Genomic DNA, 25,923 nt, shown 5'->3' with positions numbered 1-25,923 from the left:
TTTTCTGCGTGCGGCGGCTGTCCGTGCGAGCAACGCGGCGTCGGCAACGGCGAACACGCCTTCCATCGCCTGAAGCCTAGCGGGAACCGTCGTCCGGAAACAGCGAATTAATCAATAACGCGATGTTCGCTTTTTGGAAACATGCGATCGCAACCGAAGCGGCGCGCGTTACCGGATTTGACGATTCCGAGGCCGACGCACGGCGATCGATGGCCGCGATCGCCGTGCCGGTTGCGTGCGCTCGCGCGAGTGAATTCGATTCCGAAGATTGTGCGGGCCGCCGGCCGACATCATGGTCGCCGGGCGTGCCGAACGCAAGTGCCGGCCCGAAGCTGATTGCGTACGGGCGTGAATTCGCCGCTCAGATGCTGGCACCGGCATGCGCCGAGCGGCCGACGGCGATCTTCGCCGTCAACGACTTCCTGTCGTCGGCGTGATGGGCGCGGCGCGCGACTGCGGGATGGAGGCGAGGCGCGACGTCGGCCGCGAATCTCCCGGGCCGTTCACGCAGCCCGAACAGGCGCAGCGGCCGGCCGACTTCCTGCCCCCGCGAAGCGTTTCATCAGATAGCGCCGCACGGGTTCTTCGACGCACTTCGCGAGAATCGCCGCGACCGCAATCGACAGGCAGCACGCAAGCGCCGCTGCGCCGACGATATGCCGTTCGCTGTTCGGCAGATAGGTGAAGACGAGCCGCCCGACCGGATAGTGAACGCAGTACAGCGGGTACGACAGCCAGCCGATGAACGAACAGATTCGCGCGGAAAGCACGCCGCCCGGACGGAGCTTCGCGCCTTGAAAGATCAGCATCGGCGCGACGAAAATCAGGATCGCGAGCGGGTAAGTGCCCTTGATCGAAGTGGGGAACAGCGTAATCAGCAGGAACGCGACGAACAGCGACCGCTCGCTCCTGATCAGCCTGCCAGACATCCAGTACGCGCGCGGTGCGTCGCCAGAGCCGAGCATCTTCCGGATGGCGACGCCGATCAGGAATCCGTAGGTGACGCGGAAGAACCCGCCGACGAAGTTGTCCGCCCGCCACCCCTGATTGACGATGATCGTCAGCTTTCCGTCGTTGATGCCGATCAGCATGCCGTACACGACGAACAGCGCGAGGCTCGCATAGGCGGCCTTCAGCAGCGACTTGTGGTCGAAGCGGATCGCCGCGACGAACAGCAGGCTGGCAAACATCTCGAAGAACAGCGACCATTCCGGCGGATTCAACGGGAAATTCCCGGCATCGCCGAGGGTCGATACGCCGAGCGCGGACGTGCTGGCGAAACTGCCGACGCTCATGTTCCCGAGATACGGCAGCAGCAGGAAATTCTCGCCGACGGCCGACACGAAGTTGCCGACGGAAAACGCCGCGGTGCCGTCGAGCTTCATCGCATGGAGACTGATTGCGCCGATCACGAGACCGAGGAAGATCATCGGGTAGAGGCGCACAAGCCGCATTTTCAGGTATCGGCCGATGCCGAGCGCGTGGTGAAGCTTGTCGCCGTACGAGTGCGTCAGGATGAAGCCGCTCAGGATGAAGAAGATGTCGACCGACAGGTATGCGCTCTGAAGCACCGGCACGCTCAGATCCTGCAGAAAGTGCATGACCATCACGCTGATGGCCGCGATGCCGCGCAGGCCGTCGAGCACTTCGTATTTCGGGTGGCGGTTCGTCATTGGCGCTGGGTGAATCCGGGGGAAATGGAGTGGTCGGGCGCGTCCGAGGCGATATATCGCCGCCATGGCGCTGCCTACTTATTACCGGATCGCGCACCCGCACGATGTGCTCCAGCACACAGTAAGCGGCCGACGCCGGTCGAGCGCGGCCCGCCTAGGTAGTTCTTCTTAGTTGAAATTTGCAACTATTGCGAACAGAATCTGTTTCACGCTCAACGCCCGACGAGGTCAGCCATGTCCAAGCCCGACCACCCGATCCTCGAATACCTGACGTTTCGTATCGACCGGCTCAGTGAACTGACGAAGGAGGCCGGCACGCAGGTGTACGAAAGCGAATTCGGCGTGTCGGTGCGCGACCTGCGCATCGTGCGGCTGGTCGCGCTCGAACCGGGGCTGACGCTGACGCGGCTGATCGAACTGACGATGCTCGAAAAGACGCTCGTGTCGAAGATCGTCAGCGCGATGGTCAAGCGCGGCTTCGTGCGCCGCGAAGTCGGCCGCGTCGACGCCCGCCAGATCAACCTGTTCCTGACACCCGAAGGCGACGATCTCGTCAAGCGGACCTACGAGCGCGGCAACGTGCTCGAACAAGCGATGCTGAACGCGCTGCCTCCCGACGAACTGCGCGTGTTCAATAGCGTCGTCGACAAGCTGACTGCCGGCCTCATCGACCATCTCGCGAAACAGAAGCAAGCGGCGAATCCGCCGAAGCGCGTCGCCTGACAGGTGGCGCGCCAGTTAAGCCGGTACGTTTCCGGCCGGGCGCGCCGCAGCCGATAAACAAGTTAGGAGTGCGTCATGTGAGAGCGGCGTGCACTGCACGTCGCGCGCCTCGACCCAGCAGGGGACCCCATGTCGGAAAAATCGCAAGCAAGACGCGGCTGGCGCATCGTCGGTCTGCTGTTTCTGTTCATGATGATCAATTACGCGGACAAGTCGGTGCTCGGCTTCGTCGCGCTGCCGATGATGCGCGACCTGCAGCTCAGTCCGACGCAGTTCGGCCTGCTCGGCAGCGCGTTCTATCTGCTGTACTCGGTGGCGGGCGTGACGGGCGGCGTGCTGACGCGCTACGTCAAGGCCAGGTGGATCCTGCTGCTGCTCGCGCTGATCTGGGCGGCCGCCCAGTTTCCGATGGCGACGCCGGTGGGTTTCGGCACGCTGCTCGTCTGCCGCGTGCTGCTCGGTGCGGGCGAGGGGCCGGCTTACCCGGTCGCGCTGCATGCGGTCTACAAATGGTTCGACGATCACAAGCGCAGCGTGCCGACGTCGATCGTCCAGACCGGCGCGCCGCTCGGCGTGGTGGTGGCCGCGCCGGCGCTGACCGCGCTGATGGAGCGCTATTCGTGGCGCACGTCGTTCGTCGCGCTCGGCGTCGTCGGGCTGATCTGGGCGGCGATGTGGCTGCTGTGGGGCGAGGAAGGGCGCGGCGACCGGCGCGACCGTTCCGCCGCCGACGCGGCCGGGCACGCCGGCGTGCTGCCCTATCGTCGTCTGCTGCTCGATCCGACCGTCGTCGTCGTGACGGTGCAATGGTTTCTCGCGGCGCTGATCGCGGCCATCGGCCTGACCTGGGGGCCCGTCTACCTGAACTCGGTGCTCGGGTTCGGCACGAAGGAGATCGGCTGGATCTTCGCGATCCAGGTCGCCGCGCAGGTGCCGCTCGGGCTCGCGGTCAATGCGCTGTCGCAGTCGATGATCGGTCGCGGCGTGACGACGCGCGTCGCGCGCGGCATCTTCTGCAGCCTGTGCTGCGTGGTCGGTGCGATCGCGTATCTGGTGCTGCTGACGCATGCGGCACCGGTCACGAAGGTCGCGTGGCTGACGATCGGCGGCGCGTTCGTGATGCAGGTCAACGCATTCGGGCCGCAGATCGTCGCCGAGATGACGCCGGAGTCGCAGCGCGGCACGGTGATCGCGGTGGCGGTGTCGGTGGCGTCGACGGCCGGCGTGCTCGGGCCGTTCCTGCTCGGCGGCGTGATGGATGCGATGGGCGGCCTGAGTCGCGATTCCGGCGCGTTCGCGTTCGTGTATGGCGGGATCGGCACCGCGTTGCTGGTGGCGGCCGTGCTCGGCTTCGCGCTGCTCGATCCGGCCCGCTCGAAGCGGCGTCTCGCAGGACTGGAAAGCGCCGACGCGGCTCGTCCGCCATCCGGCGCGGCCGCGTAAGCGTGCGCCGAGCGCGCGGTGTCGTTACACGATCCGCGTGACGAACGCCGTACCGGTTTTCTCGTGCAATCCGCGCCGTTCGGGCGCTCTCTGGATCATCATGGATACGACTGAATCGCTTAACGAACTCAGCGCCGCGAGCTTGATCGACGGCTATCGCCGCAAGGCGCTTTCGCCGGTCGAGGTCACGCAGGCGGTATTGGCGCGCATCGCCGACTGGGAACCGCTGATCCGCGCGACCTATGCGCTCGATGCCGACCGTGCGCTCGCGATGGCGCGCGCATCGGAGGCGCGCTGGCTGCGCGGCGAGCCCGCTGGCCCGCTCGACGGCGTGCCGGTCACGCTGAAAGAGAACATCGCGACGCGCGGCGTGCCGGTGCCGCTCGGCTGTGCCGCGACCGAACTGGTTCCCGCCGCGGAGGACTCGCCGCCCGCGGCGCGCCTGCGTGAAGCCGGCGCGGTATTCGTCAGCAAGACGACGATGCCGGATTTCGGCTTGCTCGGCGCTGCGGCATCGAGCTTTCATCCGCTCACGCGCAATCCGTGGGACCTGCGCCGCAATACCGGCGGATCGAGTTCGGGCGCGGGCGCGGCGGCCGCAGCAGGTTACGGGCCGCTGCACCTGGGCACCGACATCGGCGGCTCGGTGCGAATTCCCGCCGCATTCTGCGGCGTATTCGGCTTCAAGCCGAGCTTCGGCCGTGTACCGGTCGACATGCCGTACCCGAGCCGCGTGACGGGACCGCTGACGCGCACCGTGCGCGATGCGGCGCTGGCGATGCAGACGATCGCGCTGCCGGACGCACGCGATCACATGAGCCTGCCGTACCAGCCGGTCGACTGGCTGAACCTCGCGCGCGACGTGAAGGGTTTGCGCATCGGCCTGTGGCTCGAACCCGGCAACGGCGTGCGCGTCGCGCCCGACGTGCGCGCGTCGATCGAGCGGGCAGCGGCGGCGTTCGAGGCGGCCGGCGCGACCGTCGTTCCGATGCGGCCGTGGATTTCGCCCGGCACGCTGCTCGCCGTCGCGCGCTTCTGGGGCGCGCGCCTGCGCGGCACGCTGGCCGCATTGCCCGAGGTGCGGCGCGCGAAGGTTGCCGAATTCGTGCGTCGCCGCGCGCTGGCCGATGCGGGCGCAACGGGCGACGAAATCTACGATGCGTACGCGAAGATGCTCGCGCTGCGCGAACGAACGGTGGCCGCGACGCGCGACTTCGACTACGTGCTGTCGCCGACTTTCCCGCAGCCGCCGTTCGACGCCGAGGCCACGCATCTGGATCTCGACGGGCTGCATCCGATCGAGCAGGTCGTGTTCACGATCGTCTTCAATGTTTCCGAGCAGCCGGCCGCGTCGATCAACTGCGGCTATACGGCCGACGGTTTGCCGATCGGCATGCAGATCGCCGGACGGCGATTCGACGATCACGGCGTGCTGCAACTCGCGCAGCGCTGGGAGGACATGTGTCCGGTCCGGCGTGCGTGGCCCGAACCCGCCGCGGCGCGTTCGACCGTGTAGGCGCCGGCTGCGGCGGCGCGACGTCGTCGTTGCGCGCTCGCGTCGACGACGACATCCGCGCTATCCGGCCGCGGCTCGACCGCCTGCTTACGCGGGGTCGAGCCGCGGCGATTCCGCGGGCATCGCCGCATAGCGTGTCGGATACACGCCGATGTATTCGCGAAAGCTCCGGCTGAAATTGGCGACGTCGCTGAATCCGACCTTGGCCGCGATCTGCGTGACGGTCAGCCTGCGCTCGTCGAGCAGCCGGCATGCGTAGGCGAAGCGCGTGCGCTGGCACACGTCGCGAAACGTCTGCCCCTGCTTGCCGAGATAACGATTGAGCGTGCGCACGGTCACGTTCATGGCCGCCGCGACGTCCTCGCGCGTCAAGCGGAAATCCTGGCTCTGCGTGAGCATCATTTCGATCAGCGCCACCACGTCGTCCGCGTCGGCCGGCGTGCGCGAGCGCGCTTCGCACTGCGCCTCCGCACGCTCCTTCGCGAGCCGGTTCGCCATCGGCAGCGGCCGGTCGAGCAGCGACGCGGCGAGCATCACGGTCACGCCCGGCGTCCCGCGGCTGCCGAAGCGATAGCGCGCGAGGCGACGCCCCAGATAGCGATGGACGTCGGCGGGTTCGTCCGTCGACAGGTGAATGTCGTAATCGTCGTTGTCCGCGCCGACGATGCCGTCGATCTGGACCTGGAACGCTGCGGCCAGCGCTTCGACGAAGTACTGCAGCGTGCGGTCGCGCATCGCGACGGTCGGCGTGAACGTGATTTCCGCGCAGCCCGCGCGTCGTGCGTAGCGCATCGTCACGATCGGCAGGATCAGGTGGTAATAGCGCGCGGCGAGCCGCACCAGTTCATCGAGCGTGCTGCTGCTGAGCAGCGCGTAGCCGAGCGGGCCGTGTCCGGTCAGCCGTGCCTGCTGGCCGAGTCGCAGGCCGAGATGCGCGCAGCCGCTGACGTCGCTGGCCGTCTCGATCAGGCAGTCGAGCTGCGCGAGCGTGAGCGTGCCGTTCGGATCGCGAAGCATCCGCATGTCGAGTCCCGAGCGCGCGGTGAAATCGCGAAGATCCGGCAGGTGTTCGACGACGATCTGCGCAAGCCCCGAGTAGTAATGGCCCGGCAAGTGGTAGAGGGGTGTTCGCACGACGTGGCTCCCGGTGTTTGCGCGCAAACGCGCTGTCCTGATTCGACAACGTAGTGTCCCATTCGAACAAGGGCAGGACAACCGGGGTTGACCATCATAGGCGGACCGGGCGCACGAACCATCGGCCCCGGTGGACGACAGGCATCCGGCCTGCTGCATCGATACGCAGCGACGCGAGCGCCGGCTGCTTCGTCATGCAGACACCGCGCGCGTCGCGCATTCGCCTCGCAATTGCGACGACGCGCCTTCGAAGGAGACGACGAATGTTCTACGAAAACGTGGCGACCGAATGCATCGACGATGCGTCGATTCCGTGGGTGCCGATGTCGGACAAGCTGCCCGACGTGCTGCTGAAATACTTCAAGCTCGACCCGACGCGCGGCGAAATCATCGTGCTGATGAAGTCGCCCGGACGCGGCCAGCTGCCGAAGCATCACCACACCGGAACGGTGATCGTCTACACGCTGAAGGGGCGCTGGAAATATGTCGAGCACGATTGGGTGGCCGGCCCCGGCAGTCTGGTATTCGAGACCGCCGCGTCGAGCCACACGCCGCAGGCATTGCCCGGCGACGAAATCGTCACGCTCAACATCGTGCAGGGCGAACTGGTCTACCTCGACGAGAACGACCGGATCCTGTCGATCGAGAACTGGAAGTCCGCGATGCAGCGCTACCTGGCCCATTGCGAAAAACACCGCATCACGCCGAAGGACATCACCGCGTTCGGCGGATGAACGCGCGCGCGGCAAATCGTTCCGCACACGTCCCGGCCGGGACGTCCGACTGACCATTCTCACTCGAATCGACCGATATGAAATCCCATGTTCTTCGTCTGGCAGGAAAGCGTGCATACATCACCGGCGCGGCCGGCGGGCTCGGCGGCGCGATTGCGCGCCGCATGGCCGAGCAGGGCGCGAAGGTGTTCCTGACCGATATCGGCGAGCCGTCGGCGCTCGCACGGCTCACGGACGAAATCAATGCGGCGCACGGCGAGCAGGTTGCGTGGAGCGCCGTCCAGGACGTGCGCGACGAAGCGCGCTGGCAAACGCTGCTCGGCGAGGCCGCCGACGCGATGGGCGGCGTGTCGGTGCTCGTGAACAATGCGGGCGTCGGCTCGCGCGGCGGCCTGGCGCAGATCGAGCAGGCCGAATGGCGGCGCGTGATGGAGATCAACGTCGACAGCATCATGCTCGGCTGCAAGCACGCGCTGCCGTACCTGCGCGACGCGCAGCCCGCGTCGATCGTCAATATCTCGTCGGTGGCAGCGTTCCGGGTGGACCCGGACCTGATCGCGTACAACACGTCGAAGGCCGCGGTGGCGATGCTGACGAAATCGATCGCGATCGATTGCACGCGCAACCGTCTCGACGTGCGCTGCAACTCGATCCATCCCGCGTATGTGCGCACCGGCATCGTTGCGCCGGTCTTCGCGCAGTTGGGCGACGAAGCGGCGACGCGCGCGCTGACGCGCAACATCCCGATGGGACGGCTCGGCGAGCCGGACGACGTGGCCTATGCGGCGCTTTATCTCGCGTCGGACGAGAGCCGCTTCGTGACGGCGTCCGAGCTGGTGGTCGACGGCGGGCTGTGTCCGGCGTGAATGCCGACGCAACGCGCGTGGCGGCGCGGGCATGAGCGGCGCCGGCCGCTTCAACGTATCGCGGGCGTCTTCCCGACAGGCGGGCGCCCGCAGCATCTGTCAAGGATTCCCATGTCCTCCACTGCCAGCAAACAGGTCGACGCCGGGATGACGCTCGCGGCGCCGCCGCGGCTCGACGCGTTATACGCGAAAGTCACGCGGCGTCTCATTCCGTTTCTGTTCGTCTGCTATCTGTTCAGTTTCGTCGATCGCTCGAACGTCGGCTTCGCGCAGCTTCAGATGAAGACGTCGCTCGGCTTCAGCGATGCGGCCTACGGCATCGGCGCGACGATGTTCTTCGTCGGCTATGCATTGTTCGAGGTGCCGAGCAACCTGTTGCTGCAACGCATCGGCGCGCGCGCGACGCTGTTCCGGATCATGCTGCTGTGGGGCGCGGCGTCGGCCGGCACGATGCTGGTGCGCACGCCGGCCGAGTTCTATGCGATGCGCTTTCTGCTCGGCGTCTTCGAGGCCGGTTTCTTTCCGGGCATCGTGCTGTACCTCACGTACTGGTTCCCGTCGAATCGCCGGGCGCGCGCAATCGCGCTGATCATGATGGCGAGCGTCGCGGCCGGTTTCGTCACCGGCCCCGTGTCGGGCGTGATCCTGAAGTCGCTGCACGAGGCGGGCGGGCTGGAAGGCTGGCAATGGATGTTCGTAATCGAGGGGCTGCCGACGATGCTGGCCGCGGGGCTCGTGTTCGTGCTGCTGCCCGACCGGCCCGATCACGCGACGTGGCTCGACGCCGCCGAGAAGGACCTGATTCGCGCCGCGCTCGCGGAGCCCGGCGACGCGCACGAGCGTCGTTCGCTGATGCGCGTGATCGGCGATGCGCGCACGTATCTGCTCGCGTTCGGCATCTTCGTCAACGGCTGCACCGGCTATTTCCTCGCGTTCTGGGTGCCGACGCTGATTCGCGAGCTCGGCGTCGACGATCCGCGCGCGATCGGCCTCTATACGGTGATTCCGAACGTGTTCGGCATCGCCGCGATGATTCTCTACGGCCGGCATTCCGATCTGCGCAACGAGCAGCGCCTGCACTGGGCGTTCGCGTTCGTCGCGGCCGCGCTCGGGTTTCTCGCGCTGGGCCGCTCGGTCCAGCACAGCCTGCCGTGGACGATCGCCGCGCTCGCGTTCGGCGGCTCCGCGCTGGTGTCGTCGACGCCGATCTTCTGGGCGATGGCGACGCGCTATTTCACGCGAGGCCGCACGGCGGCCGGCATCGCGTTCGTCAATTCGCTGGCGAGCGTTTCCGGCGCGAGCCCTGCGCTGATCGGACTGGTCAAGACCCGCACCGGCAGCCTGGCGCCCGCGATCGACGCGATGGCGCTGTTGCTGCTGATCGCGGCGGTGGCCGTCGGGTTCGGCATGCGCGCTGCGCTGCCGGCCGGCGAGCGTCGCGCGACGGGCCGATGAATGCAGTGCGTATTTGGCACGGCAATCGTGCCGCCCGTTATTTCATTCCAGAGGAAGCGACATGAACGACTCCGATATCAAGCGCGACATGACGGCCGGCGAATGGCAGGCGCGCGTCGACCTGGCTGCCGCGTATCGCCTGACGGCCTTGTACGGATGGGACGACCTGGTGTACACGCATATCTCGATGCGGATTCCGGGCACGCATGAATTCCTGATCAACCCGTACGGAATGATGTTCGACGAGATCACGGCGTCGTCGCTGGTCAAGATCGATCTCGACGGCAACAAGCTCGCGCCGTCGACCTACGACATCAATCCGGCGGGCTTCACGATCCACAGTGCGATCCACGCGGCGCGGGAAGACGTGTGCTGCGTGATGCACACGCATTCGCTGAACGGCGTCGCGGTGTCCGCGCAGTCCGACGGGCTGCTGCCGATCTCGCAGCAGGCGCTGCTGGTGCTGCGCTCGCTCGGGTATCACGACTACGAGGGCATCGCGGTCGAGCCCGAGGAAAAGCCGCGACTCGTCCGCGATCTCGGCGACCGCGACACGCTGATGCTGCGCAACCACGGACTGCTGACGGTCGGCGCCAGCGCGGCCGCGGCGTTCGTGCGGATGTATTTCGCCGAAGCGGCCTGCGCGATCCAGGTGCGCGCGCAGGCCGGCGGCGCGCTGCGCATGATTCCGCAGCCGATTCTCGACGGCATCGCGCGGCAGTCGCGCATCACGACACGCAACATGGGCCCCGAGCAACTCGTGTGGCCCGGCTTGCTGCGCCGGCTCGAGCGCAGGAACCCCGGCTACGCGACCTGACCCGACGGCGCGCGACACAGGGTGGCAACGGCAGCAGCGGCAGCGACCGGACGACCGGGTCCGGTCGATACAGACAAGACAAGAAAGGAGACAGGAATGCGCTCGACCATGCTTGGCGTTTGCGGCGCCGCGTTTGCGCTCGCATCGGGTTCGGCCGTCGCGGCCGATTCGTCGGTCACGCTGTACGGCATCACCGACGCGTTCATCCAGTATCTCGGCAACGGCGGCGCGCATGCGTTTTCGCAGCGCAGCGGCGGCGCGTCGACGTCGGTGTTCGGGCTGAGCGGCAGCGAGGATCTGGGCGGCGGCCTGCGCGTGCGATTCGTGCTCGAGAACGGCTTCAATCTGAACAACGGCTCGTTGTACCTCGACAGCACCGCGATGTTCGTTCGTCAGTCGTGGATCGGCCTGCAGGACGATCGCTACGGGACGCTGTCGTTCGGCCGGCAATACGGTCCCGGCTTCTACCTCGTGTATCCGGCCGATCCGTTCGGGCTGAACGACGCGACGTCGCCGTACTCCGGCAACATGGCCGCGATCGATCGCCTCACGCTCGCGACGCAATACGATACCGGCCGCGCCGACAACTCGATCCTGTATCAGTCGCCGGTCGTCGGCGGCTGGCGGTTGCGGGCGATGTACGCGTTCGCGTCGACCGTCGCGCAGCCGCTGCGGCGCACGGTCGGCAACGAGCTCGGCGTGACGCTGTCGTATGCCGGGCACGGCTTGTATGCGGGCGTCGGCTACGGCAACCAGCGTTCGGGCACGCTGTCGTTCCCGGGCCTGCCGGCGGCGCTCGACGTGCCGGGCGCGCAGTATTTCGGCGCGGCGCTCGCGTATCGGTGGGGCATCGTGAACCTGCAGCTCAATTACACGTACAACCGGCCCGACGACGCGTCGCCCGGATCGTTGACCGCGCAGCTCGGCAGCGCACATCCGTACAGCGTCGCCGAGGTCGGCGCGACGATCTCGCCGACGGTGACGGATACGATCGAGTTCGCGCTCGTCCAGCGCAAGGTGCGCGGCGCGCACGACAACGCGATCGCGGCCCAGCTCGGCGTCGACCATCTGCTGTCCAAGCGCACCAGCGTCTATGCGCGCGCCGGCTGGATCAAGAACAACGGCAGTTCGACCGCGAGCTGGTCGGGCGTGAGCGTCAGTGCGCCGGGCGCGACGCAGGTGCTCGCCGGCGTCGGCATCATGCATCGATTCTGAGGCGGGCCCCGCGTCATCCGCCGTGCGCGTGGGCGTTGTTGTTCGCGAACGGTCGTGCTAAATTGCCGATCGGCTCGCGCGATCGCCGGCCTGTCTCCGAGGTCTCGACGCGGCTGCGCCGCGGCGCGGCCGCTGTCGTTCGGTCCGACCGAGCGGCGGGGAAGCGGGCGCGGCATTCGCGCGCGAATGCCGGACGCCGATCGACAGGAGACGGACGCGATGAAGCATGCATCGGGAAGGCGCGGCGCGCTGGCGCGCCGCGCACGTGATGAGCAATGCCGGGCGATGCAGGAGGCGACGCGATGAGCCTGTTGATGTCGCGACGCGATCTCGCGTTCCTGCTGTACGACTGGCTCGATGCGCAGACGCTCGTCGCGCTGCCGCGCTATGCGGAGCACAGTCGCGAGACCTTCGATGCGGTGCTCGATACCAGCGAGCGGATCGCCGCCGATCTGTTCGCGCCACATGCGGCGCGCGGCGATCGCGAGGAGCCGCGATTCGACGGCGAACGCGTGACGCTGATCCCGGAAGTCGAACCCGCGGTGCGCGCGTTCGCGGACGCCGGCCTGATCGCGGCCGGGCACGACGAGGCGCTCGGCGGCATGCGCCTGCCGAAGCTGATCGAGGCGGCGTCGTTCCTGTTCTTCCAGGCCGCGAACATCGCGACGGCGGCCTATCCGTTCCTGACCGTCGCCAACGCGAACCTGCTGGTCGCGCACGGCAGCCCCGCGCAGGTCGACGCATTCGCCCGCCCCGAACTGGAAGGGCGGTTCCTCGGCACGATGTGCCTGTCGGAACCGCAGGCGGGTTCGTCGCTGTCCGACATCGCGACGCGCGCCGATTTCGACGGCGAATCGCCGCTCGGCCCGCGCTACCGGCTCACCGGCAACAAGATGTGGATTTCCGGCGGCGAGCACGAACTGGCGGAAAACATCGTCCACCTGGTGCTCGCGAAGATCCCCGACGAACACGGCCGGCTGCCGCCCGGCACGCGCGGCATCTCGCTGTTCATCGTGCCGAAATACCTGCCGGGCGCCGATGCGGGCACGCGCGGCGAACACAACGACGTCGTGCTCGCCGGACTGAACCACAAGATGGGCTATCGCGGCACTACCAACTGCCTGCTGAACTTCGGCGAAGGCACGCGCCATCGTCCCGGCGGACGCGCGGGAGCGATCGGTTATCGGGTCGGCGAGCCGAATCACGGTCTCGCGTACATGTTCCACATGATGAACGAAGCGCGCATCGGCGTCGGCGCGGGTGCGGTGGCGCTCGGCTACACGGGCTACCTGCATGCGCTCGACTATGCGCGCAACCGGCCGCAAGGGCGGCCGCTCGGGCCGGCCGGCAAGGATGCCGCCGCGCCGCAGGCGCCGATCGTCGCGCACCCGGATGTGCGGCGCATGCTGCTCGCGCAGAAGGCTTACGTCGAAGGCGGGCTGGCGCTGGTCCTGTACTGCGCGCGGCTCGTCGACGAAGCGCGCGCGCACGAGGATGCGCACGCGCGCGCCGACGCGACGCGCCTGCTCGACATCCTGACGCCGATCGCGAAGAGCTGGCCGTCGCAGTGGTGTCTTGCCGCGAACGATCTCGCGATCCAGGTGCACGGCGGCTACGGCTACACGCGCGACTATGCGGTCGAGCGGCTCTATCGCGACAATCGTCTGAACCCGATTCACGAAGGCACGCACGGGATCCAGGCGCTCGACCTGCTGGGCCGCAAGGTCGGGCAGGACGAGGGCGCCGCGCTGCACGCGCTCGATGCACGTGTCGCGTCGACCGTCGAGCGTGCGCGACGCGCGCATGGCGACGCTGCGGCGCAGGCCGATGCGCTCGCGCGGCGCTGGACGAGGCTGCTCGACGTCACGCGCCAGCTGGGCGCGATCGGCGATCCGCAACTGCGGCTGGCGAATGCGAGCGTCTATCTGGAGGCGTTCGGGCACGTCGTCGTTGCGTGGCTGTGGCTCGACGTCGCGCTGGCCGCGCAAGGTGAAAGCGACGACTTCCATGAAGGCAAGCGCGCCGCCGCCCGTTATTTCTTCCGCTGGGAACTGCCGAAGGTGGATGCGCAGCTCGATCTGCTCGCAAGCGTCGACACGACGACGCTCGACATGCGCGACGCGTGGTTCTGAGCATCGGTCGCGCGCCGGCCCGCTCGATTGAGCGGGCGCGCAGGTTTCATGAACGGAACGTGCGGGATCGTCCCGCGAGTCGTACGGATGCCCGGTCACGCCGCGCAAGGAGAGTGTCAGCATGAAAGCCCTGTTGTGTACCGCATTCGGCCCGATCGACAGTTTGCGCATCGACGACGTGGCGGCGCCCGAGCCGGCCGCCGGTCAGGTGCGGATTCGCGTGAAGGCGGCGTCGCTCAATTTCCCCGACGCGCTGATCGTCCAGGGGCTGTATCAGGTGAAGCCGGCGCTGCCGTTCTCGCCCGGCGCCGAGCTCGCCGGCGTGATCGACGCGGTCGGCGCCGGCGTGACCGCGTGGAAGCCCGGCGACGCGGTGGTCGCGTTTACCGGCCACGGCGGTTTCGCCGAGCAGTGCGTGGCCGACCTGCATCAGGTCGCCGCGCTGCCGCCCGGCATGACGTTCGAGCAGGGCGCGGCGCTGGTGCTCGCGTACGGCACGTCGCTGCACGCGTTGCAGCAGCGCGCGAGACTGCAGGCGGGCGAGACGCTGCTCGTGCTCGGCGCGGCGGGCGGCGTCGGGCTTGCCGCGATCGAGATCGCGAAAGCGCTGGGCGCGCGCGTCATCGCGGCTGCGTCGAGTGCCGACAAGCTCGCGCTGTGCCGCGCGGCGGGCGCCGAGGAGACGATCGACTACGCGACCGAGGACTTGCGCCGCCGCGTGGACGAACTGACCGGCGGGCGCGGTGCGGACGTCGTCTACGATCCGGTCGGCGGCGCGTACAGCGAAGCGGCGCTGCGGGCGACCGCGTGGCGCGGCCGGTTCCTCGTGGTCGGCTTTGCCGCCGGCGAGATCCCGAAGATCGCGCTTAACCTGGCGCTGCTCAGGGAGCGCGACATCCTCGGCGTGTTCTGGGGCGACGCGATGCGTCGCGACCCTGCGCAGCATGCCGCGAACCTGCGCCAGCTCGCGGCATGGTTCGCATCCGGCAAGGTGCGTCCCGCGATTACCGAGCGCGTACCGCTCGCGGGCGCGGCGGACGCGATCGCGCGGATGGCGAGCCGGCAGATCAAGGGCAAGGTGGTGATCCTGCCGGACGCCTGATACGGTTTCGTCGCGCGGCCGAACGCCGGGCGCGTCGGCATGCGCCGCGCCGAGCCGCTCGGCGCGCCTGGATGACGACGCGGGCCTTTCACGGATGCCCGACGCACGCGACCGGGCTTTGATGCATCACGGCGGCGACGGCATCGTATCGCGCGCGTCGCCGCGCGCAAAGCTCACGATCTCGACGCGGCGATCCGGCTGCAGGCAGGCGACGAGCCTGTCGTGCGACATCGTGTCGGCGCAGTGCGTGATCGGATCCTGTTCGCCGAATCCGCGCGCGTCGATGCGGTCGGCCGGGATGCCGTGCTCGACGAGCAGCGCCTTCACCGCATTCGCGCGACGCTGGGACAGTTGCTGGTTGTATGCGGCGGAGCCGAGCCGGTCGGTGTAGCCGCGCACCTCGATGCGTCCGAAACGGGTGGCGCTCAGTCTCGCCGCGATTTCGCGGATGTCCGCGCGTCCGCCCGGCAGGATGTCGGCGAGATCGCCGCGGTCGAACGCGAACAGCGCGTCGGCCGATAGCCGCATCACCTGCGCGACCGGAGCGGCGGGCGGCGGCATTGCGACGCGTCGTTCGACCGCGCTCCAGTGGCCGGGCACCCAGACGTAGCGGCCGTACTGCCAGCCCCAGTAGCCACGCTCCCACGCATAGCCGATGCGGGGCGCCGGCGCCGCTTCATAGACGGGCGCCGGCGGCGCCAGCACCATCACCTGCGCGGACGCGGGCGCAATGTCGGCGAACCACGCGGCGGCAAGCAGGCCGCAGCCGGCAACGGCGGTTGCGATGCGATGACGCCGGGAGCCGGCATCGTAACGGGTAGAGGCGTGTTTCATGATGGATCGTCCAGCGTATCGGATAACGAACGGATTGCGCGGGAAGGTGCTTTCGCGCTCATCCAAGGCTAGCCGCTTGCTCGATGAAAAGCCTTTGCGGTGTGTAAGCAAACGTCGCGGCGTGCACCGGTGATGCGTAGGAGCGAAGGGCGCGCCGTCAACCGGAATGGCGGTGTGCGGCGCAGGTTGAGACGCACTGCGGGGTAATGGCGCGTAATGCACGGCGGCCGACGAAACGGGCGCGCAGCGGGTCGCACAGTCCGGTCGTTCGGCGTTTGCGGTGTGTTTCCGGCGCAATGAGGGAGGGCGTCCGATGATTGAGACGCGGACAGGAAGTAATCGACGATCCGTTGCATGGAGTACTGAAGAATGGATCCGAACGCACGTGCCGCGGCATCGGTCTCGGGCGACCGGCACGCGCACGGATGGGACTCGCGATGCTTCGGACGTTTGCTATGCTGCGCCGTCGCGATCGCGTTTCTTTCAACCCGCTCGCGACAATCGGATGGTCGCCGTGGAACCCACACGTTCGGTCGAACCGACCGCAACGAGCGACGGCCCCGACACCGGAATTCGACAGATGACGAACACGTTTATCCGAGCACTCGTATGGACGCTGCCGCTCGCATTCGGTCTGGTTGCGTGCGCAGCCAGCGGCCAAACCGCGCCGATGCAATGCGGCCAGCCGCTTGCTCAGCGTCTGACGCAGGCCGCGCTCGCGTCGCCCGCGGCCGTGCAGCAGGACGGTTCGCTTTACGGAATGGCGCGCTGGACGCCGGCGACGCGCGCACGCTATCTGGGCCTGACGTTTCCGGGGCTGCTGTCGTGCGCGTACACGGTGAGCGCGATCTTCCGCGAGGCCTGTCACCCGATTGGCCAGCTCGCGTCCGTGACGTCGGTCGACGCGGCGCTGTCGCGCTGGCGGAAGATCGACGATGCGGACGACCTGAAGCCCGGCGACGTCGTGTTCTGGCGGCCGCGGCGCAACGGCTTGCTGCCGTGTCCGAACACGCACTGGCATGTGGGGATTGCCATCGGCGACGGCAGGACGATCGACAACGACTGGTGGTCGGGCAAGCCGGAGACGCATTCGGTGAGCCGCGTGTGCTCGACTTTCGCGTATGCGCGGCGGGCGCCGTGAGAGAGGGTCGCGCGCCGAACCTGACAAATTGCTGACGCGTCAATTCGATATGTTATATCATCCGACGTTTTCGTCGCGGGCCGCGGATGCCGGTGCGGCGCGCGACGCGACCCTGCGCATATCGATACGACGCGATGAAGACGAACACCATGCTGGCCCGGACGGAACGGCGGCACGCCGGCCCGCGCCGGAACGAAGGCGGCTGGCGCACGCGCGCCGCGCACGGCTGCGCGACCTTGCTGGGCTGTGCGATGGCGAGCTCCGGCGCGCTCGCCGCGGAAGCGGTTGCGCAGGATGACCGTCATGCGCTGCCGTCGATCAACGTCACCGCCCGCGCCACGCCCGCCGATTCGCTGACGCAGCCGCTCGAAACGGGCTCGCGGCTCGGGCTCGCGAGCCTCGACACGCCGGCGAGCGTCGAGACGGTCACGGCCGAGGCGATCGACGCGCGCGGCGACCGCACGATACGCGACGCGGTGACGCGCACCGCGGGTTTCGCGAGCGCCTACGCGCCCGGCACCGGCGGCACCGCGCTCAGCGTGCGCGGATTCGACGGGCAGGAATCGGTGATGACGCTGCTCGACGGCGTGCGTCTGTTCCCGGCGGCCGGCACGATCACCTTCCCGTTCGACACGTGGTCGGTCGATCGCATCGAGGTGCTGCGCGGCCCGGCGTCGGTGCTGTACGGCGAGGGCGCGATCGGCGGCGTCGTGAACGTCGTGCCGAAGCGGCCGCAACGCGCGCGCGAGACGACGCTTCAGCTCGGCGTCGGCGCCGACGGCGCGAAGCGCGCCGGCTTCGACACGACGGGCGCGCTCGGTCCGCGGCTGTCGTATCGCTTCTATGCAAGCGACGCGCGCGCGAACGGGCTGGCCGAGCGAGCCGATACGCATGCGACTGCACTCGGCGGCGCGCTGAAATTCGATGCGAGCCCGCGTCTCACGCTGACGCTCGACTACGACTACGGCCGCCAGATGCCGGCGACGTACTACGGCGTGCCGGCGCCGCACGGCACGCTCGATCCGTCGCTGCGCAAGCTCAACTACAACGTCGGCGACGCGACGATCGCGTACTACGACCAGTGGACGCGGCTGTCCGCCACCTACCGGCCCGCCGCCGGCGTGACGCTCGACAACCGGTTCTACTACCTGAGCTCGAACCGGCACTGGCGCAATGCGGAGCGCTACGCGCTCGACACCGCGACCGGCCGCGTCACGCGCGGCGACTATCTCGACATCGCGCATCATCAGCGGCAGGTCGGCGACCGGCTGACCGCGCGCTTCGACGGCACGCTGGCCGGCCGCGCGAACCGCTTCGTCGTCGGCGCCGAGTTCAACCGGATCACGTTCGACGGCACCAACAACGCGCCGTACGGCGGCGAATCGACCGTCGATGCGCACGGCTTCGATCTCGGCACGTTCGCCAGCCCGGACCCGACGGTCCCGCAGTTCGGCACGCGCGCGAACCAGCTCGCGGTGTTCGCGGAGAACCGTCTCGAAGTCCTGCCGCGTCTCGCGTGGGTGAGCGGCCTGCGCTACGACCACATCGCGTTCAGCCGCGAGCAGGCCGCGACCGGCGCTGGTTTCGACAAGCGTTTCGCGAACGTCGGCTGGCGCACGGGCTTCGTCTTCGAGATCGCGCCGACGCTGTCCGCGTATGCGCAATACACGACGGGCGCGGAAGGCCTCGGCTCGCTCGTCACGCTGTCGGCGTCGCAGGCGAACTACCGGCTCGCGACGGGCGCGCAATGGGAGGCCGGCGTCAAGCAGACGCTGCTCGACGGCCGCGCGTACTGGACGCTCGCGCTGTACGACATCACGAAACGCAACCTGCTCAGCACCGACCCGCTGCATCCGGCGCTGCGCCGGCAGGTCGGCCGGCAATCGTCGCGCGGCATCGAGCTGAGCGGCGGCGCGCGGCTGCCGCACGGCTGGACGGTCGATGCGAATGTCGCGCTGCTGCGCGCGCGTTACGACGAATTCAACCAGTCGTCGGGCGGCACGACGGTATCGCGCGCCGGCAACGTGCCGTCGAACGTGCCGCAGCAGACCGCGAACCTGTGGCTCGGCTGGGCCTTCGCCGAACGCTGGCAGGCGAACGCGGGCGTGCGCTACGTCGGTCCGACCTATGGCGACGACGCGAACCGCGTGCAGGTGCCGTCGTACACGGTGTTCGATGCGTCGCTGCGCTGGCAGGCGAGCGCGCGCGCCGAGCTCGCGCTGTACCTGCGCAATCTCGCGAACCGCACGTACGCGGTGACGACGTCGAACGGCGGCGAGCAATGGCTGCTCGGTCCGTCGCGCGCGGCGGAACTCGTCGCGACGATGCGCTTCTAGCGTGCGCCCGTCCGTGACGCCGAAGCTCGAGGTCGAGCGCGTGAGCTGGTCGCCGGGCGGCGCAGTCACGGTGCTCGACACGGTGACGCTCGCGGTGGCCGCCGGCGAATTCGTCGGCCTCGTCGGCCCGAACGGCAGCGGCAAGACGAGCCTGCTGCGCTGCATATTCCGCTATGCGTGTCCCGACGCGGGCCGCGTGACGCTCGACGCGCACGACGTGTGGCGGATGCGGCCGCGCGCGGTCGCGCAGCGGATCGCGGTGCTGCAGCAGGAAGCGCCGGACGATTTCGGACTGACCGTCGACGAACTGGTCGCGATGGGGCGCACGCCGCACCAGCGGCCGCTCGATGCGGAGACGCGCGACGATCGCCGCATCGTCGAAGCCGCGCTGCACGACGTCGGGCTGCGCGAGCGCCGCGCGCAGCCGTTCGCGTCGCTGTCGGGCGGCGAGAAGCAGCGCGCGCTGCTGGCGCGCGCGCTTGCTCAGCAGCCCGAACTGCTGCTGCTCGACGAACCGACCAACCACCTCGACCTGCGCCATCAGCTCGAACTGCTCGCGCGCGTGCGACGCATCGGCATCGCGACGCTCGCGACGATTCACGATCTCAACCTCGCGGCCGCCTATTGCGACCGGCTCCACGTGCTCGCGCACGGCCGGGTCGTCGCATCCGGCACGCCGGCCGACGTGCTGACCGAGGCGCTGCTGCGCGACGTGTTCGGCGTCGCCGCGCTCGTCGATCGCCATCCGGTCACGGGCCGGCCACGCATCACGCCGCTTCATCCGGAATGACCGCCATGCCGATTGCCGTTTCGTTTCGTCTGCGTCGCCCGTCCCGCGGCCGGTTTCGCCGACTGCTTGCCGCCGTGTTTGCCGCCGTGTTTGCCGTCGCGTTCGCCGGCGCGTTCGCCGGCGCGGCCGTTCACGCGGGCGCCTATCCCGTCACCGTGCGCAGCTGCGATCGCGACGTGACCTTCGAGCGTGCGCCGACGCGCGCGGTCAGCAACGACGTGAACCTCACCGAGATGATGCTCGTGCTCGGGCTGAAGGACCGCCTGGCCGGCTATACGGGCATCGGCGCATGGAAGACCGGCACCGCGCGGCTGCAGAAGGCGCTGGCCGGCGTGCCCGAACTCGCGAGCCAGTATCCGTCGCTCGAGGTGCTGGCCGCCGCGCGCGCGGACTTCTACCTGGCCGGCTGGAACTACGGGATGCACGTCGGCGGCCCGGTGACGCCGGCGACGCTCGCGCCGTTCGGCATCCGCACCTACGAGCTGACCGAATCGTGCGCGCACGTGATGAAGCGGCCGCCCGCATCGTTCGACGACGTGTTCCGCGACTTGCGCAATCTCGCGCGCATTTTCGGCGTCGACGCACGCGGCGAGCAGGTCGTTGCCGCGATGCGTGCGCGGCTCGCGGCCGTCGCGGCCGCGCTCGGGCCTGCGACGCCGCCGCTGCGCGTCTTCGTGTACGACAGCGGCACCGACAAGCCGATGACGGCCGGCGCGCTCGCGATGCCGACCGCGTTGCTGGCGGCCGCGGGCGCGCGCAACGTGATGGACGACGTGCCGCGCAGCTGGACGCAGGTGAGCTGGGAAAGCGTCGTCGCGCGCGATCCGCAGGCGATCGTGATCGTCGACTACTCGGCTGTGACGGCCGCGCAGAAGCGGCAGTTCCTGCTGAGCCAGCCCGCGCTCGCGCGCGTTGCCGCGATCCGCGACCGGCGCTTCGTCGTGATCCCGTACGACGCGGCGACGCCGGGCCCCGAGAACGTCGCGGCCGTCGAGACGCTGGCGCGCGCGCTGCATCCGGCCGCGTTTGCGCGGCCGTCGAAATGAGTATGCGTGCCGGTATCGCGATGGCCGCGTCGCGCCGTCGCGCGCGCGTGGCGGCGCCAGCGCTCGCCGTGCTGCTGGTCGCGTCGATCGTCGTGTCGGCGACGTTCGGCCCTGCGCCGATCGCGATGCCGCTCGCAGCGCGGATCGTCGGCGCGCATCTCGCGGCCGCGTTCGGTCATGGCAGCCCGCTCGCGCTCGCGTGGAGCGCAGGCGACGATGCGATCGTCTGGCTGATCCGGATGCCGCGTGCGCTGCTCGCGGCGATCGTCGGCGCGACGCTGGCGGCGGTCGGCGTCGCATTGCAGGCGGCCACCGCGAACCGGCTGGCCGACCCGCATCTGCTCGGCGTGAGTTCGGGCGCGATGCTCGGCGCGGTGACGGTCACGGTCGTGTCGGGCGCGGCGTTCGGACCGTTCACGCTGTCGGCCGCCGCGTTCGCGGGCGCGCTCGCCGCGACCGCCTGCGTCGTCGCGCTCGCGTACCGGCGCGGCCGGCTCGAATCGGACCGGCTGCTGCTCGCGGGCGTGTCGGTGTCGTTCATGATGGCCGCGGTTGCCAACCTGCTGCTTTATCTCGGCGACCAGCGCGCGGCCGCGGCGGTGCTGTTCTGGATGCTCGGCGGCGTCGGACTCGCGCGCTGGGATCTGCTGCCGGTGCCGGCCGTGTGCGCGGTGCTGGCGGGCGCCGCACTGTATGCGCGCAGGCGCGAACTGAACGCACTGATGTCGGGCGACGTCGCGGCGGCCGCGCTCGGCGTGCCCGGCGCGCGGATGCGCCGCGAAGTGTTCGTGATCGCGTCGTTTGCGACGGGCGCGATGGTCGCGGTGAGCGGCGCGATCGGTTTCGTCGGCCTCGTGACGCCGCATCTGTGCCGCCGCGTCGTGGGGGCCGAGCATGGCAGCCTGCTGCCGGTCGCCGCGCTGACGGGCGCGATCCTGCTGGTCTGGGCCGACGTGGTCGCGCGCACGCTCGCGGCGCCCGAGGATTTGCCGATCGGCATCGTCACCGCGCTGTTCGGCAGCCTGTTCTTCGTCGCGCTGCTGCGCCGGCGCTGATCGGCGGGCCGTGCATGCCGGTGCGCGCGTGACGGGCAGCCTTATCGCAACGGTGCGGCGAGGGCGGCGCCGGCCCGTGCATGCGCCGGGCTTGCCGTCGCGTCGTCGCTGGCGTCGGGCAGGCTCCGCGCGGGCAGCGTGATCACGAAGCGCGCGCCGCCGAGCGGCGAATCCTCGAGCCGCACGTCGCCGCCGTGCACGATGGCGACGCGTCGCACGATCGCGAGCCCTAGGCCGAAGCCGCCGGTCTGCCGGTCGCGGCTCGAGTCGAGCCGCTGGAACGGCTCGAACACGCGCGCGCGCTCGGCGGCCGGAATGCCGGGGCCGTCGTCGTCGACGCTCAGCACCAGCGCGCCCGACGCATCGCGCGCGGCCGCGAGCCACACCGTGCGCGACGCATAGCGCGCGCCGTTGCGGATCAGGTTCAGCAGCGCGCGCGCGACGAGCTTCGGGTCGCACACGTGGGTCGCCGGTGCGCCGTCGGTCGACACGTCGAGCTGGATCCCGCGATCGGCGACGTCGTTCGCGACATTGCCGGCGACGCTGTCGACCAGCGCGTCGACATCGATCTCCATCGGCGCCAGTTCGCTGGCGCCCTGTTCGAGCCGCCCGATCGTCAGCAACTCGGTGACCAGTTCGTCGAGCTCGCGCACGTCGCGCCGCAGCGCATCGCGGCGCTCGCGCATCCGGCCGCTCTCGTCGGCGTCCGCGAGCAGCGCGAGGCCGAATTCGAGCCGCGCGAGCGGCGTCTTCAGCTCGTGCGAAATGCCGTGCATCATCTCGCGCTGCTGCTTGATCGACGCCTCGATGCGCGCGGCCATGTCGTTGAACTGCTGCGACAGTTCGTCGATGTTCGAGCGCCCCGACAACTGCACGCGCGTCGACAGGTCGCCTGCGCCGAACGCGCGCGCGGCAGCCTGCAGCTTGCGCAGGTCGCGCCAGTGGTGGTGGGTCCACAGCACGATCGCGAGCAGCGTCGCGATCGCCAGCACGCCGTACGCGTAGATCCGGATGTCGAGGTCGAACGCTTCGGCCGGATGCGCGTACAGCACGGAACCGTCCGCGAGCGGCATGTAGTAATCCTTGCCGTCGTAGCTGATCGCGATCCTGCCGCTGTCGAGGTCGCGCAGCGGCGCGCCGCTCAGCTGCGCGCGCGCGTCGGCCATCGAGATGAAGCGGAAGCCCTCGTTGCCGTGTCGCGCGAGTTCGCGCAGCGCCAGCGTGCGCTGCGCGCCCGGATGGCGTTCGAGGTAATCGTTCAGCACGAACGCATAGGTCGTCAGCGAATCGCGCTGCGCCTGCGCGCCGCGCTCGTAGAAGATCCGGTCGAACGAAAGCTGGATGAACACGATCGATGCCGCGACGAACACGATCACGATGAGGTACAGCCGGATCAGCGGGCGCAGCATTTATTCGTCCCATGCGGAGGGGCTGAACAGATAGCCGCGGCCCCAGATCGTCTTGATCTTGTGCGGCTCCGACGACGCGTCCTCGAAGCGGCGGCGCAGCTTCGAGATGCCGGAGTCGACCGAGCGGTCGAGCCCGTCGAATTCGATGCCGCGCAATTGCTTCAGGATGTCGTCGCGGCTCAGCACGGTGCCGGCCGCGCGCGCGAGGATCAGCAGCAGGTTGAACTCGGCCGTCTTCAGGTCGACCGGCTGGCCGCGCCACGTGACGGTGCGGTTCGGCGGCGAAATCGTCAGTTCGCCGAACACGAGCGCCTCGGGGGCGGCGGGGCGCGCGCCGACGTCGGCCGGTTGCGCGCGGCGCAGCAGCGCGCGGGCGCGCGCGACCAGCACGCGCGGCTCGATCGGCTTCGTCACGTAGTCGTCGGCGCCGGTCTCGAGGCCGGCGATCTGGTCGTAGACGTCCGCGCGGGCGGTCAGGATCAGCACCGGCACGTTGGTGAACGCGCGGATGCGCCGGCAGACTTCCATCCCGTCGAGGTTCGGCAGCATCAGGTCGAGTATCACGAGCGCAGGGCGATGCTCGCGCACCGCCGCGACGGCCAGGTCGCCGCGCCGCACGACCGTCACCGCGAATTCGTAGCTGTCCAGGTATTCGCGGACGAGCTGCGCGAGGCGGTCGTCGTCCTCGATCAGCAGGACGTGGTGTTTGAGCGGATCTTCGTTCATGGTCTCCCCGGAATGCGCGCGTCGCCGCATGCGCGGACGGCTGGCATGCGGCGCGGCACCGGCATTCTATCCGCGGTCGCGACAGGCGGGATCACGTCGCAACAATCACCGACAATCGAACACAATTGAGCACAGATTCCCCGCAGTTTCGGGACAGATTCAGTGTGCGCCGGCTCCTAGACTCCGGGCTCCTTCATCCGGAATCCGCTACCGTGCGCCCAACTCTTCCTCGCTACCGCTATTGCATGCCGCTCGCCGGCCTGGCCCTCGCCGCCGCCGCTCACGCGGAAAACCAATACACGATCTCGCTCGACGGCGGCTTCGCCCCGCGCTATCAGGGCAGCAACCCGTATCGCGGCATCGTCGCGCCGTCGTTTTCGGCGCGCTTCGGCAACGGGTTTTTCATCGGCGCGCCGGACGGCGCCGGCTATCGGCTCGACCTGCCGCACGGCGTGTTCGTGTCCGCCGCGGTGAACTACGATCCCGGCCGCGCGGACGAGAATCGCTTCGACCTGCCGGGCTCAGACTACTTGAAGGGGATGGGGCGGATTCCGGGCTCGGTGCTGGTGGGCGTGCGTGCGGGCGTGATGCTGTTCGGCGGCGCCGCGTTGAGCGTCGCACTCGACACGCCCGTCACGCACACGTCGCGCGGCGTGTCGGGGCACGTCGATCTCGCGGTGCCCGTGTTCAAGCGCGCACAGCACGAGGTCGTCGTGACGGGCAGCGTGCATGCGGGCACCGGACGCTATACGCAGACCTTCTACGGCGTGACCGACGCGCAGGCGGCGGCGAGCCGGTTCCGGCCGTATTCGACCGGCGGCGGGATCGACAGCGCGTCGATGTCGGTCGCGTGGAACTGGAGCCTGTCGCAGCACTGGTCGATGCACGCGACGGCCGGCGTCACGCGTCTGCTCGGCCGCTACGGGGACAGCCCGATCGTGCAGTCGCGCAGCAGCTGCTTCGGCGCGGCCGGCGTCAGCTACCGGTTCTGAACGAGCGGCGGCCGATGTCGATGCGCCGGCCTGCGGTAACATGCAGGCGGCTCGGCAGCGGGCCTGACAAGGAGAAATCGACGATGAAGCGAACGATCGCGATGGCGATTGCAGTCGTTGCATGCGCAACGTTTGCGGGATGTGCGGACATGAACACGAACGAGACGAACGCGGGCAATGCGGCCGCCAATGCCGGCCAGACCAACGCGCCGCATACGTGCAAGGCCGACGCCGCGCCGGACGACGCGCTGGTCGGCAAGACCGAGGCCGAGGCGACCGCGCTGCTGGACGGCTGCCTGTGGCGCGTGCTCGAACGCGACGGCAAGTCGCTGCCGGGCACGATGGACTACCGTCGGGAGCGCCGCAATCTCGGCATTCGCGACGGCAAGGTGAGCAGGGTGTGGCGCGGCTGATGCCGCGTGCGCGTTACTTCGAGATGTACCAGAGCGCGTCCGCGCTGGCGCGCGACGGCGATTTCGCCGCGGCCGGCGGCTGAGTCGTCGCGGCGGGCGGCGTGGCGGACGTCACGGCCGTCGGCCACGTGGCGGGCAGGTTCGCCGGGCTCGGCGTATTGGCCGCTTCGGCGGTGGGGGGCGTCGACGCGGCGCCCGATGTCGACGGCGTGTTCAGATACCAGAGCGCGTCGGTCGACGCCGCGCGCTTGCTTGCCGCATTCGTCGCGGCTTTGGCGGTCGTCTCCGCGGCTTTCTTCGACGCAGGCGCCGCCGCCGTCGCGGCCGGTTGCTGCGGCGCCGTGCCGGCCTGCGCGGTCGCGCCGGCCGTG

General features: G+C 69.0%; 23 protein-coding genes and 1 pseudogene. 18 read left to right on the top strand and 6 right to left on the bottom strand.

Annotated elements, in window-relative coordinates; translation table 11 throughout:
- Nucleotides 1–209: 209 nt before the first annotated feature.
- On the top strand, nucleotides 210–437 hold the full coding sequence (locus BST28156_RS16495; RefSeq protein ID WP_174902778.1) for a hypothetical protein: 228 nt from the start codon (nucleotides 210–212) through the stop codon (nucleotides 435–437).
- 66 nt (nucleotides 438–503) lie between these two features.
- Here BST28156_RS16495 and BST28156_RS16490 read toward each other — a convergent pair whose 3' ends face one another.
- The gene (locus tag BST28156_RS16490; protein WP_174902777.1) at nucleotides 504–1,673 is read right to left on the bottom strand and encodes an acyltransferase family protein; all 1,170 of its coding nucleotides are present in this window, start codon (nucleotides 1,671–1,673) and stop codon (nucleotides 504–506) included.
- 234 nt (nucleotides 1,674–1,907) lie between these two features.
- On the opposite strand from BST28156_RS16490, the gene BST28156_RS16485 reads away from it, so the two are divergent.
- The 3 genes from BST28156_RS16485 to BST28156_RS16475 all read left to right on the top strand — a co-directional run bounded on the left by BST28156_RS16485 (nucleotide 1,908) and on the right by BST28156_RS16475 (nucleotide 5,355).
- Nucleotides 1,908–2,396, top strand: a complete 489-nt coding sequence (locus BST28156_RS16485; RefSeq protein ID WP_060241944.1) for a MarR family winged helix-turn-helix transcriptional regulator — start codon at nucleotides 1,908–1,910, stop codon at nucleotides 2,394–2,396.
- 129 nt (nucleotides 2,397–2,525) lie between these two features.
- Nucleotides 2,526–3,839, top strand: a complete 1,314-nt coding sequence (locus tag BST28156_RS16480) for an MFS transporter (protein ID WP_174902776.1) — start codon at nucleotides 2,526–2,528, stop codon at nucleotides 3,837–3,839.
- Nucleotides 3,840–3,939: 100 nt separating this feature from the next.
- A complete protein-coding gene (locus BST28156_RS16475; RefSeq protein WP_174902775.1) occupies nucleotides 3,940–5,355 on the top strand; it encodes an amidase in 1,416 nt (471 codons plus the stop codon).
- 87 nt (nucleotides 5,356–5,442) lie between these two features.
- On the opposite strand, the gene BST28156_RS16470 is transcribed toward BST28156_RS16475, so the two are convergent.
- Nucleotides 5,443–6,489, bottom strand: coding sequence for an AraC family transcriptional regulator (locus BST28156_RS16470; RefSeq protein WP_174902774.1), 1,047 nt, complete (start codon nucleotides 6,487–6,489; stop codon nucleotides 5,443–5,445).
- 263 nt (nucleotides 6,490–6,752) lie between these two features.
- On the opposite strand from BST28156_RS16470, the gene BST28156_RS16465 reads away from it, so the two are divergent.
- The 7 genes from BST28156_RS16465 to BST28156_RS16435 all read left to right on the top strand — a co-directional run bounded on the left by BST28156_RS16465 (nucleotide 6,753) and on the right by BST28156_RS16435 (nucleotide 14,810).
- Nucleotides 6,753–7,223, top strand: a complete 471-nt coding sequence (locus tag BST28156_RS16465; protein ID WP_174902773.1) for a 2,4'-dihydroxyacetophenone dioxygenase family protein — start codon at nucleotides 6,753–6,755, stop codon at nucleotides 7,221–7,223.
- Nucleotides 7,224–7,300: 77 nt separating this feature from the next.
- Nucleotides 7,301–8,089: an SDR family oxidoreductase gene (locus BST28156_RS16460; RefSeq protein ID WP_174902772.1), complete on the top strand. Its 789-nt coding sequence runs from the start codon at nucleotides 7,301–7,303 to the stop codon at nucleotides 8,087–8,089.
- A 111-nt stretch (nucleotides 8,090–8,200) separates the two neighbouring features.
- A complete protein-coding gene (locus BST28156_RS16455) occupies nucleotides 8,201–9,544 on the top strand; it encodes an MFS transporter (RefSeq protein WP_174902771.1) in 1,344 nt (447 codons plus the stop codon).
- 61 nt (nucleotides 9,545–9,605) lie between these two features.
- On the top strand, nucleotides 9,606–10,361 hold the full coding sequence (locus BST28156_RS16450; RefSeq protein WP_060241954.1) for a class II aldolase/adducin family protein: 756 nt from the start codon (nucleotides 9,606–9,608) through the stop codon (nucleotides 10,359–10,361).
- Nucleotides 10,362–10,457: 96 nt separating this feature from the next.
- Nucleotides 10,458–11,576, top strand: a complete 1,119-nt coding sequence (locus tag BST28156_RS16445; protein ID WP_174902770.1) for a porin — start codon at nucleotides 10,458–10,460, stop codon at nucleotides 11,574–11,576.
- Nucleotides 11,577–11,878: 302 nt separating this feature from the next.
- Complete coding sequence (locus BST28156_RS16440) at nucleotides 11,879–13,708, top strand: acyl-CoA dehydrogenase (RefSeq protein WP_174902769.1); 1,830 nt, start codon at nucleotides 11,879–11,881, stop codon at nucleotides 13,706–13,708.
- A 121-nt stretch (nucleotides 13,709–13,829) separates the two neighbouring features.
- A complete protein-coding gene (locus tag BST28156_RS16435; protein ID WP_174902768.1) occupies nucleotides 13,830–14,810 on the top strand; it encodes an NADPH:quinone oxidoreductase family protein in 981 nt (326 codons plus the stop codon).
- Nucleotides 14,811–14,936: 126 nt separating this feature from the next.
- On the opposite strand, the gene BST28156_RS16430 is transcribed toward BST28156_RS16435, so the two are convergent.
- Nucleotides 14,937–15,644 (bottom strand): OmpA family protein, encoded by a 708-nt coding sequence (locus tag BST28156_RS16430; RefSeq protein WP_174902767.1) that lies wholly within the window; start codon nucleotides 15,642–15,644, stop codon nucleotides 14,937–14,939.
- Nucleotides 15,645–16,224: 580 nt separating this feature from the next.
- Between BST28156_RS16430 and BST28156_RS16425 the strand changes: the two genes are divergently transcribed.
- The 5 genes from BST28156_RS16425 (at nucleotide 16,225) to BST28156_RS16405 (ending at nucleotide 22,012) form a co-directional block, all read left to right on the top strand.
- A complete protein-coding gene (locus BST28156_RS16425) occupies nucleotides 16,225–16,785 on the top strand; it encodes an NlpC/P60 family protein (protein WP_174902766.1) in 561 nt (186 codons plus the stop codon).
- Between the two features lie 251 nt (nucleotides 16,786–17,036).
- Entirely contained in the window at nucleotides 17,037–19,121 is a 2,085-nt protein-coding gene (locus tag BST28156_RS16420; protein ID WP_254596386.1) for a TonB-dependent receptor, read from the top strand.
- 1 nt (nucleotide 19,122) lies between these two features.
- Nucleotides 19,123–19,911: an ABC transporter ATP-binding protein gene (locus tag BST28156_RS16415; RefSeq protein WP_374991863.1), complete on the top strand. Its 789-nt coding sequence runs from the start codon at nucleotides 19,123–19,125 to the stop codon at nucleotides 19,909–19,911.
- 5 nt (nucleotides 19,912–19,916) lie between these two features.
- Complete coding sequence (locus BST28156_RS16410; protein WP_254596385.1) at nucleotides 19,917–20,957, top strand: ABC transporter substrate-binding protein; 1,041 nt, start codon at nucleotides 19,917–19,919, stop codon at nucleotides 20,955–20,957.
- Nucleotides 20,958–20,959: 2 nt separating this feature from the next.
- Nucleotides 20,960–22,012 (top strand): FecCD family ABC transporter permease, encoded by a 1,053-nt coding sequence (locus BST28156_RS16405; protein ID WP_437341295.1) that lies wholly within the window; start codon nucleotides 20,960–20,962, stop codon nucleotides 22,010–22,012.
- A gap of 41 nt (nucleotides 22,013–22,053) precedes the next feature.
- Here BST28156_RS16405 and BST28156_RS16400 read toward each other — a convergent pair whose 3' ends face one another.
- The gene (locus tag BST28156_RS16400) at nucleotides 22,054–23,421 is read right to left on the bottom strand and encodes an ATP-binding protein (protein ID WP_174902763.1); all 1,368 of its coding nucleotides are present in this window, start codon (nucleotides 23,419–23,421) and stop codon (nucleotides 22,054–22,056) included.
- A complete protein-coding gene (locus BST28156_RS16395; RefSeq protein WP_174902762.1) occupies nucleotides 23,422–24,147 on the bottom strand; it encodes a response regulator in 726 nt (241 codons plus the stop codon).
- 245 nt (nucleotides 24,148–24,392) lie between these two features.
- Here BST28156_RS16395 and BST28156_RS16390 point away from each other — a divergent pair, with 245 nt between their 5' ends.
- A complete protein-coding gene (locus BST28156_RS16390) occupies nucleotides 24,393–25,139 on the top strand; it encodes a MipA/OmpV family protein (protein WP_174902811.1) in 747 nt (248 codons plus the stop codon).
- 83 nt (nucleotides 25,140–25,222) lie between these two features.
- Nucleotides 25,223–25,552 (top strand): hypothetical protein, encoded by a 330-nt coding sequence (locus BST28156_RS16385; RefSeq protein WP_174902761.1) that lies wholly within the window; start codon nucleotides 25,223–25,225, stop codon nucleotides 25,550–25,552.
- Nucleotides 25,553–25,565: 13 nt separating this feature from the next.
- Here BST28156_RS16385 and BST28156_RS16380 read toward each other — a convergent pair.
- Nucleotides 25,566–25,923 (bottom strand): annotated as a pseudogene (locus BST28156_RS16380) (transglycosylase SLT domain-containing protein); the annotation flags it as partial.

The sequence above is a fragment of the Burkholderia pseudomultivorans genome, from assembly GCF_902499075.1.
Classification (GTDB): Bacteria; Pseudomonadota; Gammaproteobacteria; order Burkholderiales; family Burkholderiaceae; genus Burkholderia; species Burkholderia pseudomultivorans.
This window is presented reverse-complemented; position numbering and strand designations above follow the sequence as displayed.